The following is a 14,103-nucleotide window of genomic DNA, read 5'->3' on the forward strand; positions in this document are numbered from 1 at the left end:
TCTCCATGCCTGTGCGCCTCGCGCTGCTTTTGCTGTTTGCCAGCCTGTTGGCCGGTTGTGTGCTGTTCGGTGAAACCCACCCAATGGCAACGAGCAAGGGCCGCGATGAGGCGCGTGCTGCCTATGTCCAGCTTGGCCTGGGCTATTTGCAGCAGGGCCTGAGCGAGCAAGCGAAGGCACCGCTGACCAAGGCGTTGGAGCTGAACGCCAACGATGCCGACGCCAACGCGGCCCTTGCGCTGGTGTTCCAGTCGGAAATGGAGCCCGAGCTGGCAGAAGGCTATTTTCGCAAGGCATTGGCTGCCCGCCCCGACGAACCGCGTATCCTGAACAACTACGGCAGTTTTCTTTTTGAACAAAAGCGTTACCCGGACGCTTACCAGTACTTTGAGCGGGCCGCTGCCGATACTCTCTACTCCGAGCGTTCGCGGGTTTTCGAGAACCTGGGGGTGACGGCGTCGGTGATGGGCCAGCGTGATGTGGCCCGTCAGCAACTGGAAAAAGCCTTGCGCCTGAACCGGCAACAGCCGCGCGCCTTGCTGGAAATGGCTGAGTTGTCTTTCGAAGATAGGCAATATGTCCCCGCGCGGGACTATTACGATCGTTTTAGCCTGCTCAGCGCGCAAAATGCACGTAGTCTATTGCTCGGTCTGAAATTGGCCGATGTGTTTGAGGACCGCGACAAGGCCATGCGTATTGGCCAGCAACTAGAACGACTCTATCCCGGTACGCCGGAATATCAGCAATACCTGTCGGAGCAATGATGAAAGCGGCGCATCCCGAAGTTGTAGCAGCGACTCGTGTCAATCCCGGTGAGACTTTGCGCCAGGCTCGCGAAAGCAATGGCTGGTCGTTGGCCGAAGTGGCGTTGAAGCTCAACCTCACGATCAGTTCATTGACCAACCTGGAAAACGGCGCCTTCGACAAATTGCCGGGGCATACCTTCGCCCGCGGTTATATCCGCGCCTATGCCAAGTTGCTGGAGATGGACCAGGCAGTGTTGGTGCAGGCGTTCGATCAGTACACCGGCACCGATTCCCAAGGCAGCAGCGTGCACAGCCTGGGCCGGATCGAGGAGCCTGTGCGGGTTTCCCACACTATTTTGCGCATTGTCAGCCTACTGTTGTTGATTGCGGTGGTCGGTGGTGGCTTTATCTGGTGGCAAGACCAGACGTCGCTGCGCACCAAGGACCTGATCGGCCTCAACCAAGAACACGTTGAAGTCGAGGGCGCCGATGGCACCACGCAGATTCATCCCCTCGACGAGCCGGAAGACCAGGCTGTCGTAGAAGGCCAGAGCGAGGGCGAAACCGCCCTGGCCCTGCCTGATGCATCAACCACTGGCGAAGCTGCGGCCGAAGCCAGCGCGCCCACAGCACCTGTGGTGGCTGCGGCCACTGCGGTCACCCCGCCAGCGCCAGTAGTGAACGCGCCGGCTACCCCTGCAGCTCCCGTTGTCAGCGCCCCGGCGCCCGCGGCTCTGGCTCCGACTGTGGCTCAAGCCCCTGCGGCGGGTGATGGCCAGGTGCAACTGCACTTCACCGCCGACTGCTGGGCACAAGTGACCGATGGCAGCGGCAAGGTTCTGGTCAGTGCCCTTAAGCGCAAGGGCGAGACTGTCGATGTCAGCGGCAAGCCACCATTTTCCGTGCGCCTGGGTTATGCCCGAGGCGCACAAGTCAGCTACAACGGGCGAGCGGTCGATCTCGCGCCGTTCACGAGTGGCGAGACTGCTCGCCTGAAGTTGGGTCAATAAGTCATGCACGGCGAATCTCCAATCAAACGTCGCGAATCCCGCAAAATCTGGGTCGGCTCGGTTCCCGTGGGTGGCGATGCGCCTATCGCGGTTCAGAGTATGACCAACAGCGACACCAACGATGTGGCCGCCACCGTGGCCCAGATCAATCGTCTGGAAGCGGCAGGCGTGGATATCGTGCGAGTGTCCGTGCCGGACATGGACGCAGCCGAGGCCTTCGGGCGGATCAAGCAACTGGTCAAGGTGCCCTTGGTTGCCGATATTCACTTCGACTACAAGATCGCCTTGCGTGTCGCCGAGTTGGGCGTGGATTGCCTGCGAATCAACCCGGGCAATATCGGTCGCGAAGACCGAGTGCGTGCCGTGGTCGATGCGGCTCGCGACCGCGGAATTCCGATCCGGATCGGCGTCAACGCCGGTTCCCTGGAAAAAGACCTGCAGAAGAAATACGGCGAGCCGACCCCGGCTGCTTTGGTCGAGTCGGCGCTGCGCCATGTCGAACACCTGGAACGCCTGAATTTCCAGGACTTCAAGGTCAGTGTGAAGGCCTCCGACGTGTTCATGGCCGTTGAAGCCTACCGCCTCTTGGCCAAGGAAATCGTCCAACCGTTGCACCTGGGGATCACCGAGGCCGGCGGTTTGCGTTCAGGCACAGTGAAATCTGCCGTGGGCCTCGGTATGCTGCTGGCCGAAGGGATTGGCGATACTATCCGCATCTCGTTGGCGGCTGATCCGGTCGAGGAAGTGAAAGTCGGCTACGACATTCTCAAATCCCTGCATTTACGCTCCCGTGGCATCAACTTCATTGCCTGCCCGAGTTGCTCGCGGCAGAACTTCGACGTGGTGAAAACCATGAACGAACTGGAAGTCCGCCTCGAAGACCTGCTGGTACCACTGGACGTCGCGGTGATTGGCTGCGTGGTCAACGGCCCCGGTGAAGCCAAGGAAGCCCACGTGGGCCTGACTGGCGGTACGCCGAACCTGATTTACATCGACGGCAAGCCGTCGCAGAAGCTGACGAATGACAATCTGGTGGATCAACTCGAAAGATTGATCCGCCAGAAAGCGGCCGAAAAGGTCGAGGCTGACGCTGCGGTCATTGCGCGCGGCTGATCGAACGAACTAAGGAATTTTTGTGAGCAAGTCTCTGCAAGCCATTCGTGGCATGAACGACATCCTGCCCGAACAGACGCCGTTGTGGCGTTACTTTGAAGGTACGGTCGCGCGCCTGCTGGATAACTACGGTTATAAGCAGATCCGCATGCCGATCGTCGAGTTCACCGAGCTGTTCAAACGCTCCATCGGTGAAGTGACCGACATCGTCGAAAAAGAGATGTACACCTTCGATGACCGCAACGGCGACTCCCTAACCCTGCGCCCCGAAGGCACTGCTGCCTGCGTGCGCGCAGTGCTGGAACACGGCATTACCGGCGGTGGCCAGGTGCAGAAGCTCTGGTACATCGGCCCGATGTTCCGCCACGAACGCCCGCAGAAAGGCCGCTATCGCCAGTTTCACCAGATAGGCGTCGAAGTGTTCAACCTCGACGGCCCGGACATCGATGCTGAGCTGATCGTGCTGACTTGGCGCCTGTGGGGCGAGCTGGGTATCCGTGATGCGGTCAAGCTTGAACTCAACAGCTTGGGCACCAGCGAGTCCCGCGGGCGCTATCGCGAAGCGCTGGTGGCGTATCTCTCGCAGCACCTGGACCAGCTTGACGAAGACAGCCAGCGTCGCCTGAAGACCAACCCGTTGCGGGTGCTGGATACCAAGAACGCCGATACCCAAGCGGTTCTGGTCGATGCGCCGAAAATGGCCGATTACCTGGACGATGAATCGCGCATCCACTTTGAAGGGCTCAAGGCGCGCCTGGATGCGGCGGGCATTCCCTACGTGATTAATCCCAAACTGGTGCGCGGGCTCGATTACTACAGCAAGACCGTTTTTGAATGGGTGACCGATAAGCTCGGCGCCCAAGGCACCGTGTGCGCCGGTGGCCGCTACGATGGCCTCGTCGAGCAGATGGGCGGCAAACCTACTTCCGGCGTCGGTTTCGCCATGGGCATCGAGCGTCTGGTACTGATGCTTGAGGCACTGGAGCAAGTTCCAGAAGAGTTGTCGCGCCAGGTTGATGTTTACCTCTGCGCCTTCGGCGAGGCCGCCGAACTGGCTGCTCTGGCCTTGAGCGAGCGAGTGCGTGACCAGTTGCCCCACCTGCGCCTGCAGGTCAATGCCGGTGCCGGCAGCTTCAAGAGCCAGTTCAAGAAAGCCGACAAGAGCGGTGCGTTGTACGCACTGATCCTGGGTGACGATGAGCTGGCGCAGCAAGTGGTAGGTTTCAAACCCCTGCGTGGCCAGGGTGAACAACAAAGCGTCGCCTGGGATGCACTTGCTGCGCACCTGGCCACCTGCGTCGTGCAGGGTTGAAGCTGTCAAACAGCCGATTTAGCGAATAAGGAGTATTGGGGTGTCGAGTAGCGAAGATGAACAGCTAGCGGAATTCAAAGACTGGTGGCAGCGGAACGGCAAACCCTTGGTCACTGGCGGCCTGTTGGCGCTGGTTATCGTGTTCGGCTGGCAGGCCTGGCAGAAGTACCAGAGCAATCAGTCGCAAGGCGCCTCGATTCTCTATCAGCAACTGCTGGAAACCACGCTGACGCCCGACGGCAAGCCTGACCCGGCCCGTGTCGCGGACCTGGCGGGCAAGTTGAACAAAGAGTTCGGCGGCACCGCTTATGCCCAGTACGGCAGCCTGTTCGTGGCCAAGGTCGCGGTCGATACCGGCAAGCTGGACGACGCTGCGGCCCAGCTCAAGGCAATTGCCGACAAACCGGTCAACCCGACTCTGGGCGAAGTGGCGCGTCAGCGTCTGGCCCAGGTGTTGGCGGCACAGAACAAGGCTGATGAGGCCCTCAAGTTGCTGGAAGGAGATGCGGACAAGGCGTTCCTGGCCACTCGCGAAGAACTCAAAGGTGACCTGCTGGTCCAGTTGGGTCGCGCCGACGAAGCCCATGCCGCGTATGAAAAAGCCAAGGCTGCGCTGTCTGATGAAGCAGCGGTCGGTGGCCTACAAATCAAGCTGGACGACTTGGCCAAAGGGGATGCGTGACGTGATTCGTTGGAAACATGCAGCATTGCTGGCCCTGGCCATTCTGGCCGCGGGTTGCAGCAGCAACAGCAAAAAAGAATTGCCTCCGGCAGAGCTGGTCGACTTCAAAGAAGAAGTGGTCCTGCAAAAGCAATGGAGCCGTTCGGTCGGTGACGGCCAGGGCGAAACCTACAACATGCTGGTGCCCGCGATCGACGGTGACACCCTCTACGCCGCCGATGTGACAGGTGTGGTGATGTCGCTCGATCGTATGACTGGCGACGTCAAGTGGAAGCAGGATCTCGATCTGCCCGTCTCCGGCGCCGTCGGCGTGGGTTATGGCCTGGTCATGATCGGCACGCTCAAGGGTGAAGTGGTTGCCCTGGATTCCAGCAACGGCGAAGAGAAATGGCGCGCACGCGTGACCAGTGAAGTGCTTGCGCCGCCCGCCACCAACGGTGACGTGGTGGTGGTGCAGACCCAGGACGATCGCCTGATCGGCCTGGATGCTGCCACTGGCAACCAGCGCTGGCTCTATGACAGCACCCCGGCGGTACTGACCCTGCGCGGCACCAGTGCCCCGATCGTCACCAATCGCCTAGCCGTCGCCGGCCTCTCCACCGGTAAAGTGGTGGCCCTGGATACCCAGAACGGCGTGCCGGTCTGGGAGCAACGGGTAGCCATTCCACAAGGTCGTTCGGAACTGGATCGCGTGGTCGATATTGATGGTGGTCTGCTGTTGTCTGGCGGCACCCTGTATATCGCCAGCTACCAGGGCCGTGTTGCGGCGCTGGACCTGGAAAGCGGTCGTCCGCTCTGGCAGCGGGATGCTTCCAGCTACGCCGGTGTGGCCCAGGGCTTTGGCAGCGTCTACGTGAGCCTGGCTTCGGGCACCGTCGAAGGCGTGGACGAGCGTTCTACCACCGCGTTGTGGACCAACGATTCCCTGGCACGCCGCCAGTTGTCGGCACCGGAAGTGTTTTCCAGCTACGTGGCCGTCGGTGACCTGGAAGGTTACCTGCACCTGTTGAGCCAGGTGGATGGCCGCTTCGTCGGCCGTGAGCGTATCGACAGCGATGGCCTGCGTGCCCGTCCGCTGGTGGTAGGCGACATGATTTATGTGTATGGCAACAGTGGCAAACTGGAAGCCCTGACCATCAAGTAATGACTATGCTTGGGGTCTGACCCCAAGCGGCCCCGTTCTCACGGGGTTTGCAGCGCCTCCGGGCGCTGCCCCGAGCACCAGCCGCTGCCTCGCAGCGGCTTTTGTATTTTCGCAAATAACGAAGTGGAGAGCCGCATGGTTCCCGTAATCGCCCTGGTGGGCCGCCCGAACGTCGGCAAGTCCACCCTGTTCAACCGCCTGACCAGGACTCGCGACGCCATTGTCGGCGACTTGTCCGGTCTGACCCGTGATCGCCAATACGGTGAGGCAAAGTGGCAAGGGCGCTCCTACATTTTGATCGATACCGGCGGTATTTCCGGTGACGAGCATGGCATGGACGAAAAGATGGCCGAGCAGTCGCTGCTGGCCATCGAAGAAGCCGATGTCGTCCTCTTTCTGGTCGATGCCCGCGCCGGTTTCACCGCTGCCGACCAGATGATCGCCGAGCACCTGCGCAAGCGAAACAAGCGTTCCTACGTGGTCGCCAACAAGGTCGACAACATCGACCCTGAAATGGCCCGCGCCGAGTTCGCCCCGTTGGGCATGGGCCACGCGATCCCGATCGCCGGTGCCCACGGCCGCGGCATCACGCAGATGCTGGAAATCGCCCTGAGCGACTTCCCCAAAGACGATGACGAAGCGCCTGAAGACGGCGAAGAGGAAATCGTCGAAGAAGGCCAGGAAGCCAAGCGCATTCCCGGTCCGAGCGAAAAAGACGGGATCAAGATTGCCATCATCGGCCGCCCGAACGTCGGCAAGTCGACCCTGGTCAACCGCATGCTCGGTGAAGACCGGGTTATCGTCTACGACCAGCCCGGCACCACCCGCGACAGTATCTATATTCCCTTTGAGCGTAACGAAGAGAAGTACACGCTGATCGACACCGCTGGTGTGCGCAAACGCGGCAAGATCCACGAGGAAGTTGAAAAGTTCTCCGTGGTCAAGACCCTGCAAGCGATCAAAGACGCCAACGTGGTGATCTTCGTCATGGATGCCCGCGAAGGTGTGGTTGACCACGACCTCAACCTGCTGGGCTTTGCCCTGGAAGCGGGTCGGGCGCTGGTGATCGCGATCAACAAGTGGGACGGCATGACCCCCGGCGAGCGTGATTTCGTCAAGGTCGAGTTGCAACGTCGCCTGTTTTTCGTTGATTTTGCCGACATTCACTTCATCTCGGCCCTGCACGGTACGGGCGTGGGCAACCTCTACGCTTCGGTGCAGAACTCGTTCAAGTCGGCGGTCACCCGCTGGCCGACGAATCGCCTGACCCAGATTCTCGCAGACGCCGTGGGCGAGCATGCGCCGCCGATGGTCAACAACCGTCGGATCAAGCTGCGGTACGCCCACTTGGGCGGTGCCAACCCGCCGATTATCGTGATCCACGGTAACCAGATCGAGAAGGTGCCCAAGTCCTATGTGCGCTACCTGGAGAACACCTATCGCCGGGTACTGAAACTGGTCGGTACGCCGATCCGTATTGAGTTCAAGGGCGGTGAGAACCCGTACGAAGGCAACAAAAACACGCTCACCGACCGCCAGGTCAACAAGAAGCGTCGTTTGATGACCCACCACAAGAAGGCCGACAAGAAGCGCCGCGACAAGCGCTGATTCATCGGGCCGGTTGAAGAAGGGCGCTTTATGCGCCCTTTTTTTATGGGCGTTGGATGGGCTATCCTCCGGGGCTCCCGCGCCGCCGTAGAGCCGGGTGTTGAGCAGGGAATCACCCATGATCGCCAGTAAGCTGCCGAATGTCGGCACCACTATCTTCACCCGCATGTCGCAGCTCGCGATGGAAACCGGCGCACTGAACCTGTCCCAGGGCTTTCCCGATTTCGACGGCCCGCAGGCCCTACGGGATGCGCTCAGTTGGCATGTTGCCAACGGCCACAACCAGTACTCGCCCATGACCGGCCTGCCGGCACTGCGCCAGCAAGTGGCTGCGAAGATCCAGCGCAGCTACGGCGTGCGGGTCAATGCGGACATGGAAGTCACCATCACCCCCGGCGCCACCCAGGGCATCTTCTGCGCCATCCAGGCGGTTATCCACAGCGGCGATGAAGTTATCGTTTTCGACCCTGCCTACGACAGCTACGAGCCATCGGTAGAACTGGCCGGCGGGCGTTGCGTGCATGTGCAATTGGACAGCCAGACCTTCACCATCGATTTCAACAAGCTCGCCCAGGCGCTGAGCCCGCGCACGCGGATGATTATTCTCAACTCCCCGCATAACCCCAGCGGCGCGTTGATCTCCCGGGCCGAGCTGGACCAGTTGGCGCAACTGATCCGTGACCGCGACATTTACCTGATTAGCGACGAAGTTTACGAGCACCTGGTGTTCGACGGCGTGGCCCACGCCAGTGTGCTGGCCCACGAAGAGCTGTATCAGCGCGCCTTTGTGGTCAGTTCGTTCGGCAAGACCTACCACGTAACCGGTTGGAAAACCGGTTACGTGGTGGCGCCTCCGGCCCTGAGCGCCGAGCTGCGCAAAGTGCACCAGTACGTGAGTTTCTGCGGCGTGACGCCGTTGCAGTACGCCCTGGCCGATTTCATGGCCGAGCACCCGGAGCACATCGATGAGCTGCCGGGGTTCTATCAGGCCAAGCGCGATTTGTTCTGCGATCTGCTCGCGCCTTCGCGCTTGAGCTTTACCCGGGTCACCGGCACCTACTTCCAGTTGGTGGATTACTCGCAGATCCGCCCCGACCTCAACGATGTCGAGATGGCGCTGTGGCTCACCCGTGAGCATGGTGTGGCGACCATCCCGGTGTCGGTGTTCTACCAGAACCCACCACAAGAGCAGCGCCTGGTGCGCTTGTGCTTCGCTAAACGGGAGGAGACGCTGCGTCAGGCAGCGCAAAAACTATGTGGGATTTGACTGCTTTTCCGAACCTGAACATCGCCCTGGTGCAGACCACGCTGGCCTGGCACGACCGTCAGGCCAACCACGATCACTTCGAGTTGCTGCTGGAACAGGCACGTGGCGCGGACTTGATAATCCTGCCGGAGATGTTCACCACGGGGTTTTCCATGGAGTCCGAAACCCTGGCCGAGCCCGAGAACGGCCCCACCAGCCAATGGCTGCGGGGCCAGGCGAAAAAGTACGACGCGGTGGTGACCGGCAGCCTGATTGTGCAACTGGCCGATGGCAGCCATCGCAACCGCTTGCTGTGGGCGCGCCCGGATGGCGAAGTGCTGCACTACGACAAGCGTCACCTGTTCCGCATGGCCGGCGAACATAAGCACTTCAGCCCAGGCGAGCGGCAGGTGCGGTTCGAGCTCAAAGGGTGGCGCATTCGGCCGCTGATTTGCTACGACCTGCGTTTCCCCGTGTGGAGCCGCGACCCCCACGACACCGACCTGCTGCTCTACACCGCCAACTGGCCAGGCGCGCGGCGCCAGCACTGGAACCGCTTGCTGCCCGCGCGGGCCATTGAAAACCTGTGCTACGTCGCGGCGGTCAATCGGGTTGGCACCGACGGCAAGGGCTTTGCCTACACCGGGGATAGCCAGGTTCTGGATTTCCAGGGCGAAAGCCTGTTGAGTGCGGGAGAGGCGGACGGGGTGTTCCTGGTGTGCCTGGATGCGGCAGAGCTGGCGGCTTATCGCACGAGGTTCCCGGCGAACCTGGATGCGGACGGTTTTCAGTTTGCCTGAGGGGGCGGCGTTACCTGCAAGATTGCTATCGCGGGCGAGCCCGCTCCCACAAGGATTTGTATTGTTTGCCACTCCCTTTGTGGGGGCCTGCCCGCGATAAGGCAGTACAAAATCCCAACCAATAAAAAGGCCCCTGGGCGCTCATCCAGGGGCCTTTTGTATTGCGCAGGGCCTTACGCCGCTTTCGCCTGCGGCTGGCTGAGGGAGCGGTTCAGCGCGCTGAACAGGGCCTTGAAGCTGGCGGTGGTGATGTTTTCGTCGATACCCACGCCGTGGACCGCACGCTCACCATTGACCCGCAGTTCGATGTACGCCGCGGCCTTGGCGTTGGTGCCGGCGCCGATGGCGTGTTCGTTGTAGTCCATGATCTCCACCGGGATCGGCAAACCGGCCACCAAGGCTTCCAGGGCACCGTTACCCTTGCCGCGCCAGTGCAGGTTGGTTTCGCCCTGGCCTTTGCTGGAGACTTCCACCTCGACCGCGCTATGACCGTTCTCTTCCTGCAAGCGATGGCTGACCAGCGCATACGGGGTGTTGGCTTGCAGGTACTCGCTGTGGAGCAGGCTGTGGATCTGCTGGGCGGTCATCTCCAGGCCCAGGCGATCGGTTTCACGCTGCACGACTTGGCTGAACTCGATCTGCATGCGGCGTGGCAGGTTGATGCCGTATTCCTGTTCCAGCAAGTAAGCGATGCCGCCCTTGCCCGACTGGCTGTTGACGCGGATCACCGCCTCGTAGCTGCGGCCGATGTCGGCGGGGTCGATCGGCAGGTACGGCACTTCCCACAGGGTGTCGGGTTGTTGCTGGCTGAAGCCTTTGCGGATGGCGTCCTGGTGCGAGCCGGAGAACGCGGTGTGGACCAGGTCGCCCACGTAGGGGTGGCGCGGGTGCACCGGGATCTGGTTGCACTCTTCCACGACCTTGCGGATGCCGTCGATGTCGGAGAAGTCCAGCTCAGGGTCCACGCCCTGGGTGTAGAGGTTCAGCGCGACGGTCACCAGGTCGACGTTGCCGGTGCGCTCGCCGTTGCCGAACAGGCAGCCTTCGACACGGTCGGCGCCGGCCATCAGGCCCAGTTCGGTGGCGGCAACGCCTGTGCCACGGTCGTTATGGGTGTGCAGGCTGATGAGCACGCTGTCACGGCGGTTGATATGGCGGCCGAACCATTCGATCTGGTCGGCGTAGATGTTCGGCGTGGCGCACTCAACCGTGGCCGGCAGGTTGAGGATCATCTTGTGCTCGGGCGTTGGGTTCCACACCTCGATCACCGCGTCGCAGACTTCCTTGGAGAACTCCAGCTCCGTGGCGCTGAAGGTTTCTGGCGAGTACTCGAAGGTCCACTGGGTTTCAGGTTGCATGGCTGCGTACTTGACGAACAGCTTGGCGGCGTTCACGGCGATGGCCTTGACGCCTTCCTTGTCCTGGTTGAAGACGATTTTGCGGAAGGATGGGCTGGTGGCGTTGTACAGGTGGACGATGGCTTTTTTCGCCCCGCGCAGGGATTCGAAGGTGCGCTCGATAAGGTCTTCACGGCCCTGGGTGAGCACCTGGATGGTGGTGTCGTCCGGGATGTGGCCGTCTTCGATGAGGGTGCGTACGAAGTCGAAGTCGGTTTGCGAAGCGGCCGGGAAGGAGGCTTCGATTTCTTTCACGCCGACGGCGACCAGGGTTTTCCAGAAACGCAGTTTTTTCACTGCATCCATCGGCTCGATCAGCGACTGGTTGCCGTCGCGCAAATCGGAGCTGCACCAGATCGGCGCGCTAGTGATGGTTTTCGACGGCCAGGTGCGGTCCGGGATGTCGATGGTCGGGAAGGCGCGGTATTTCGAGGACGGGTCTTTGAGCATGGTCATCGGGGTAATCCTTATTGTTCGGCCGAAAAGAGGCGGCCTGCCGGTAATGCGTTTACGAGAGATGAGGCGAGGGGCGAGGCACCGCGATTCACCCTGGCAGTCGTGCGCTGACGAGGCACAGGCTGCGGTGTTGGCGACGCTGAATGAGGGTGTGAGAGGTTTTCATGCGTTCAACCCTAACCGCGCCGGGGGGACGATGGCAAGCGGCCGGGAAAAATTGAGATAAGTTCTGCTAATTCTCTAATTGGCGAGATTTTATGGCTTATAAGTGAGGGATTATTAGCTTTGTTTGCGCGAGGCTATCGGCTTGCGCAATTGGGGCGGCTGGGCTGATGCCATCGCGGGCGAGCCCGCTCCCACAGGGATGGCGGCGATGAACTCAGGGCTGGAACGCACCAATGAAAATCGCCGGGTCGACCCGCGCGTCGTTGAGGCTGACGTTCCAGTGCATATGGGGCCCGGTGGCGCGGCCCGTGGCGCCGACCTTGCCCACCACCGCGCCACGCGCCAATTGCTGGCCGGGCTTCACGTCGATTTTCGACATGTGGCAGAACATGCTGATAAAGCCCTGGCCGTGGTCGACAAACACGGTGTTGCCATTGAAGAAGTAGTTGCCGACCAGGATCACCTTGCCGCCGGCCGGGGTCTTGATGGGCGTGCCGGCGGGGACGGCGAAATCCAGCCCGGCGTGGGGGTTGCGCTCTTCGCCATTGAAGAAGCGGCGCACGCCGAACTTGCTCGACAGCGGGCCGTTGACCGGTTTGTCCAGCAGTAGGTTGCTTGGCAGGTTGGGGCTGAAGGTGCGGTAGGCCTTGAGCTGCACCGCCAGTTCGCCTTCGATGCGCTTGAGCTGCGCCGGGTCGGGGTTGACCTGGCTTTTGTTCTTCAGGGTGATGCGCTGCTCGGGGTACTTCTTGAAGCCGACGATGAACGGCAGGTTACGCCCGCCCGCCGTGATCTGGTGATTGCCAGGCTGGACGGTCAGAGGGATGCCGACAATGGCCAGCCAGTTCTCTTGTTCCTTGACCACCAGCACCGGTTTGCCTTGATAGCTCGCCTTGGGCGCTTGCGCCGCCGCGCCGAGGTCCACCACCGCCACGCCGCCGGGCACCGGTTTGTTGAGCAAACGGGTGATGTAGCTGTCGGCGTGGGCGTTGAGGGTCAGGCACAGCAGCAACAGGGTGCAGAAAAAACGCGGCATCGATCAGTCCAGTAAAGAGAGGGTGACAGGGGTCAGGTGGTTGTCTTCGACGCGCACCAGCAGTTCGCCTTCGCCGAGCCGGGCCTTGAGGCGCTGGCCGTTGTGGGTTTGCGCGGCGTTGCGGATGGCGTTGCCCCGTTCGTCGAGCAAAATGCTGTAGCCACGGCCCAGGGTGGCCAGTGGGCTGACCACGTGCAGGGTTTGCACCTGGCTTTGCAGCTGCAGGCGCCGGCGTTTGAGGCCTTCACCCATGGCTCGTGGCAGACGCTCGGCGAGGCTGGCCAGGCGTTGGCGCAGCAAGGCCAGTTGCCGCCCGGGGTGCTGCCCGGCGAGGCGGGTTTCGAGGCGGATCAGGCGTTCGCGGCGGGTGGTGAGGCTGCGCTCGAAGGCGCGGCGCAGGCGCATGTCCAGGTCGTCCAGGCGTTGCGCTTGCTGGCGCAGGCGTTCGCCCGGATGGCGCAGGCGCCGGGCCATGCCTTCCAGGCGCAAGCGGTCGTGGCTCAGGCGATTGCGCATCAGCAGCACCAAGCGGCGGTGCAGGCTTTCGACCTGGCGCACCAGGTTGCTGGCATCCGGGGCCAGCAGTTCAGCGGCGGCCGAAGGGGTCGGCGCGCGCACGTCGGCGACGAAGTCGCTGATGGATACGTCGGTTTCATGGCCCACCGCGCTGACGATCGGCGTCACGCAGGCATCCACCGCCCGCGCCACGGCCTCTTCGTTGAAGCACCAGAGGTCTTCCAGCGAGCCGCCGCCACGGGCCAGGATCAGCGCATCGAAGCCACGGGCGTCGGCCAGTTGCAGGGCGCGGACGATCTGCGCGGTGGCTTCGCGGCCCTGCACGGCGGTGGGGATCAGGGTCAGCCGAACCTGGGGCGCACGGCGGCGGAACACGCTGATGATGTCGCGGATCACCGCGCCGGTGGGCGAACTGATGATGCCGATCCGCTGCGGATGGGCCGGCAGTGGCACTTTGCGCTCGGCGCTGAACAGGCCTTCGGCGCTGAGCTTCTCTTTCAGGGCATCGAAGGCCAGGCGCAACGCGCCGTCGCCGGCCGGCTCCACGGTGTCGAGGATCAACTGGTAGTCGCCACGGCCCTCGAACAACGAGACTTTGCCGCGCACTTTCACCGCCAGGCCATCCTTCAGCGCCTGGCGCACCCGCGCCGCGTTCTGGCGGAACAGCGCGCAGCGCACCTGGGCGCCGCTGTCCTTGAGGGTGAAATACACATGGCCAGACGCCGGGCGGGCGAGGTTGGAGATTTCGCCTTCGACCCAGATGTTGCTGAACACATCTTCGAGCAGCACCCGCGCGCGGCCGTTGAGTTGGCTGACGGTCAGGACTTCGCGGTCCAGGCCGAGTCTTGCAAAGGGATCTTTAATCATGGGGC

Annotated in this window: 12 protein-coding genes; 9 read left to right on the forward strand and 3 right to left on the reverse strand. The window is 61.9% G+C overall.

What is annotated here, in order from left to right; genetic code table 11:
* Positions 1-5 precede the first annotated feature (5 nt).
* The 9 genes from pilW (at position 6) to AC19YT_RS14420 (ending at position 9,661) form a co-directional block, all read left to right on the forward strand.
* A complete protein-coding gene (gene pilW, locus AC19YT_RS14380) occupies positions 6-764 on the forward strand; it encodes a type IV pilus biogenesis/stability protein PilW (RefSeq protein ID WP_500610484.1) in 759 nt (252 codons plus the stop codon).
* Entirely contained in the window at positions 764-1,756 is a 993-nt protein-coding gene (locus tag AC19YT_RS14385; RefSeq protein WP_500596829.1) for a RodZ domain-containing protein, read from the forward strand. The genes pilW and AC19YT_RS14385 overlap by 1 nt, the downstream gene beginning before the upstream one ends.
* 3 nt (positions 1,757-1,759) lie before the next feature.
* Complete coding sequence (ispG, locus tag AC19YT_RS14390) at positions 1,760-2,869, forward strand: flavodoxin-dependent (E)-4-hydroxy-3-methylbut-2-enyl-diphosphate synthase (protein WP_095107950.1); 1,110 nt, start codon at positions 1,760-1,762, stop codon at positions 2,867-2,869.
* A gap of 22 nt (positions 2,870-2,891) precedes the next feature.
* Entirely contained in the window at positions 2,892-4,181 is a 1,290-nt protein-coding gene (gene hisS, locus AC19YT_RS14395; RefSeq protein WP_095107951.1) for a histidine--tRNA ligase, read from the forward strand.
* A 40-nt stretch (positions 4,182-4,221) separates the two neighbouring features.
* Positions 4,222-4,863, forward strand: a complete 642-nt coding sequence (locus AC19YT_RS14400; protein ID WP_095107952.1) for a YfgM family protein — start codon at positions 4,222-4,224, stop codon at positions 4,861-4,863.
* Positions 4,856-6,007 carry an outer membrane protein assembly factor BamB gene (bamB, locus tag AC19YT_RS14405; RefSeq protein ID WP_095107953.1) on the forward strand — a complete coding sequence of 384 codons (1,152 nt, stop codon included), beginning with the start codon at positions 4,856-4,858 and terminating at the stop codon, positions 6,005-6,007. Before AC19YT_RS14400 ends, bamB begins: the two co-directional genes overlap by 8 nt.
* 135 nt (positions 6,008-6,142) lie before the next feature.
* The gene (gene der / locus AC19YT_RS14410) at positions 6,143-7,615 is read left to right on the forward strand and encodes a ribosome biogenesis GTPase Der (protein WP_500610485.1); all 1,473 of its coding nucleotides are present in this window, start codon (positions 6,143-6,145) and stop codon (positions 7,613-7,615) included.
* 118 nt (positions 7,616-7,733) lie between these two features.
* A complete protein-coding gene (locus AC19YT_RS14415; protein ID WP_500596827.1) occupies positions 7,734-8,882 on the forward strand; it encodes a pyridoxal phosphate-dependent aminotransferase in 1,149 nt (382 codons plus the stop codon).
* Positions 8,870-9,661 (forward strand): amidohydrolase, encoded by a 792-nt coding sequence (locus AC19YT_RS14420; protein ID WP_500596826.1) that lies wholly within the window; start codon positions 8,870-8,872, stop codon positions 9,659-9,661. The genes AC19YT_RS14415 and AC19YT_RS14420 overlap by 13 nt, the downstream gene beginning before the upstream one ends.
* 173 nt (positions 9,662-9,834) lie before the next feature.
* Here the strand turns inward: AC19YT_RS14420 and leuA are convergent, their stop codons facing one another.
* The 3 genes from leuA to xseA form a co-directional block, all read right to left on the reverse strand.
* On the reverse strand, positions 9,835-11,514 hold the full coding sequence (leuA, locus tag AC19YT_RS14425; protein ID WP_095107957.1) for a 2-isopropylmalate synthase: 1,680 nt from the start codon (positions 11,512-11,514) through the stop codon (positions 9,835-9,837).
* 379 nt (positions 11,515-11,893) lie between these two features.
* Positions 11,894-12,715, reverse strand: coding sequence for a peptidoglycan DD-metalloendopeptidase family protein (locus AC19YT_RS14430; protein WP_500610486.1), 822 nt, complete (start codon positions 12,713-12,715; stop codon positions 11,894-11,896).
* A 3-nt stretch (positions 12,716-12,718) separates the two neighbouring features.
* Entirely contained in the window at positions 12,719-14,098 is a 1,380-nt protein-coding gene (gene xseA, locus AC19YT_RS14435) for an exodeoxyribonuclease VII large subunit (protein WP_500610487.1), read from the reverse strand.
* Between the last annotated feature and the right edge of the window lie 5 nt (positions 14,099-14,103).

The sequence above is a fragment of the Pseudomonas sp. MF08875 genome (genome assembly GCF_059862525.1).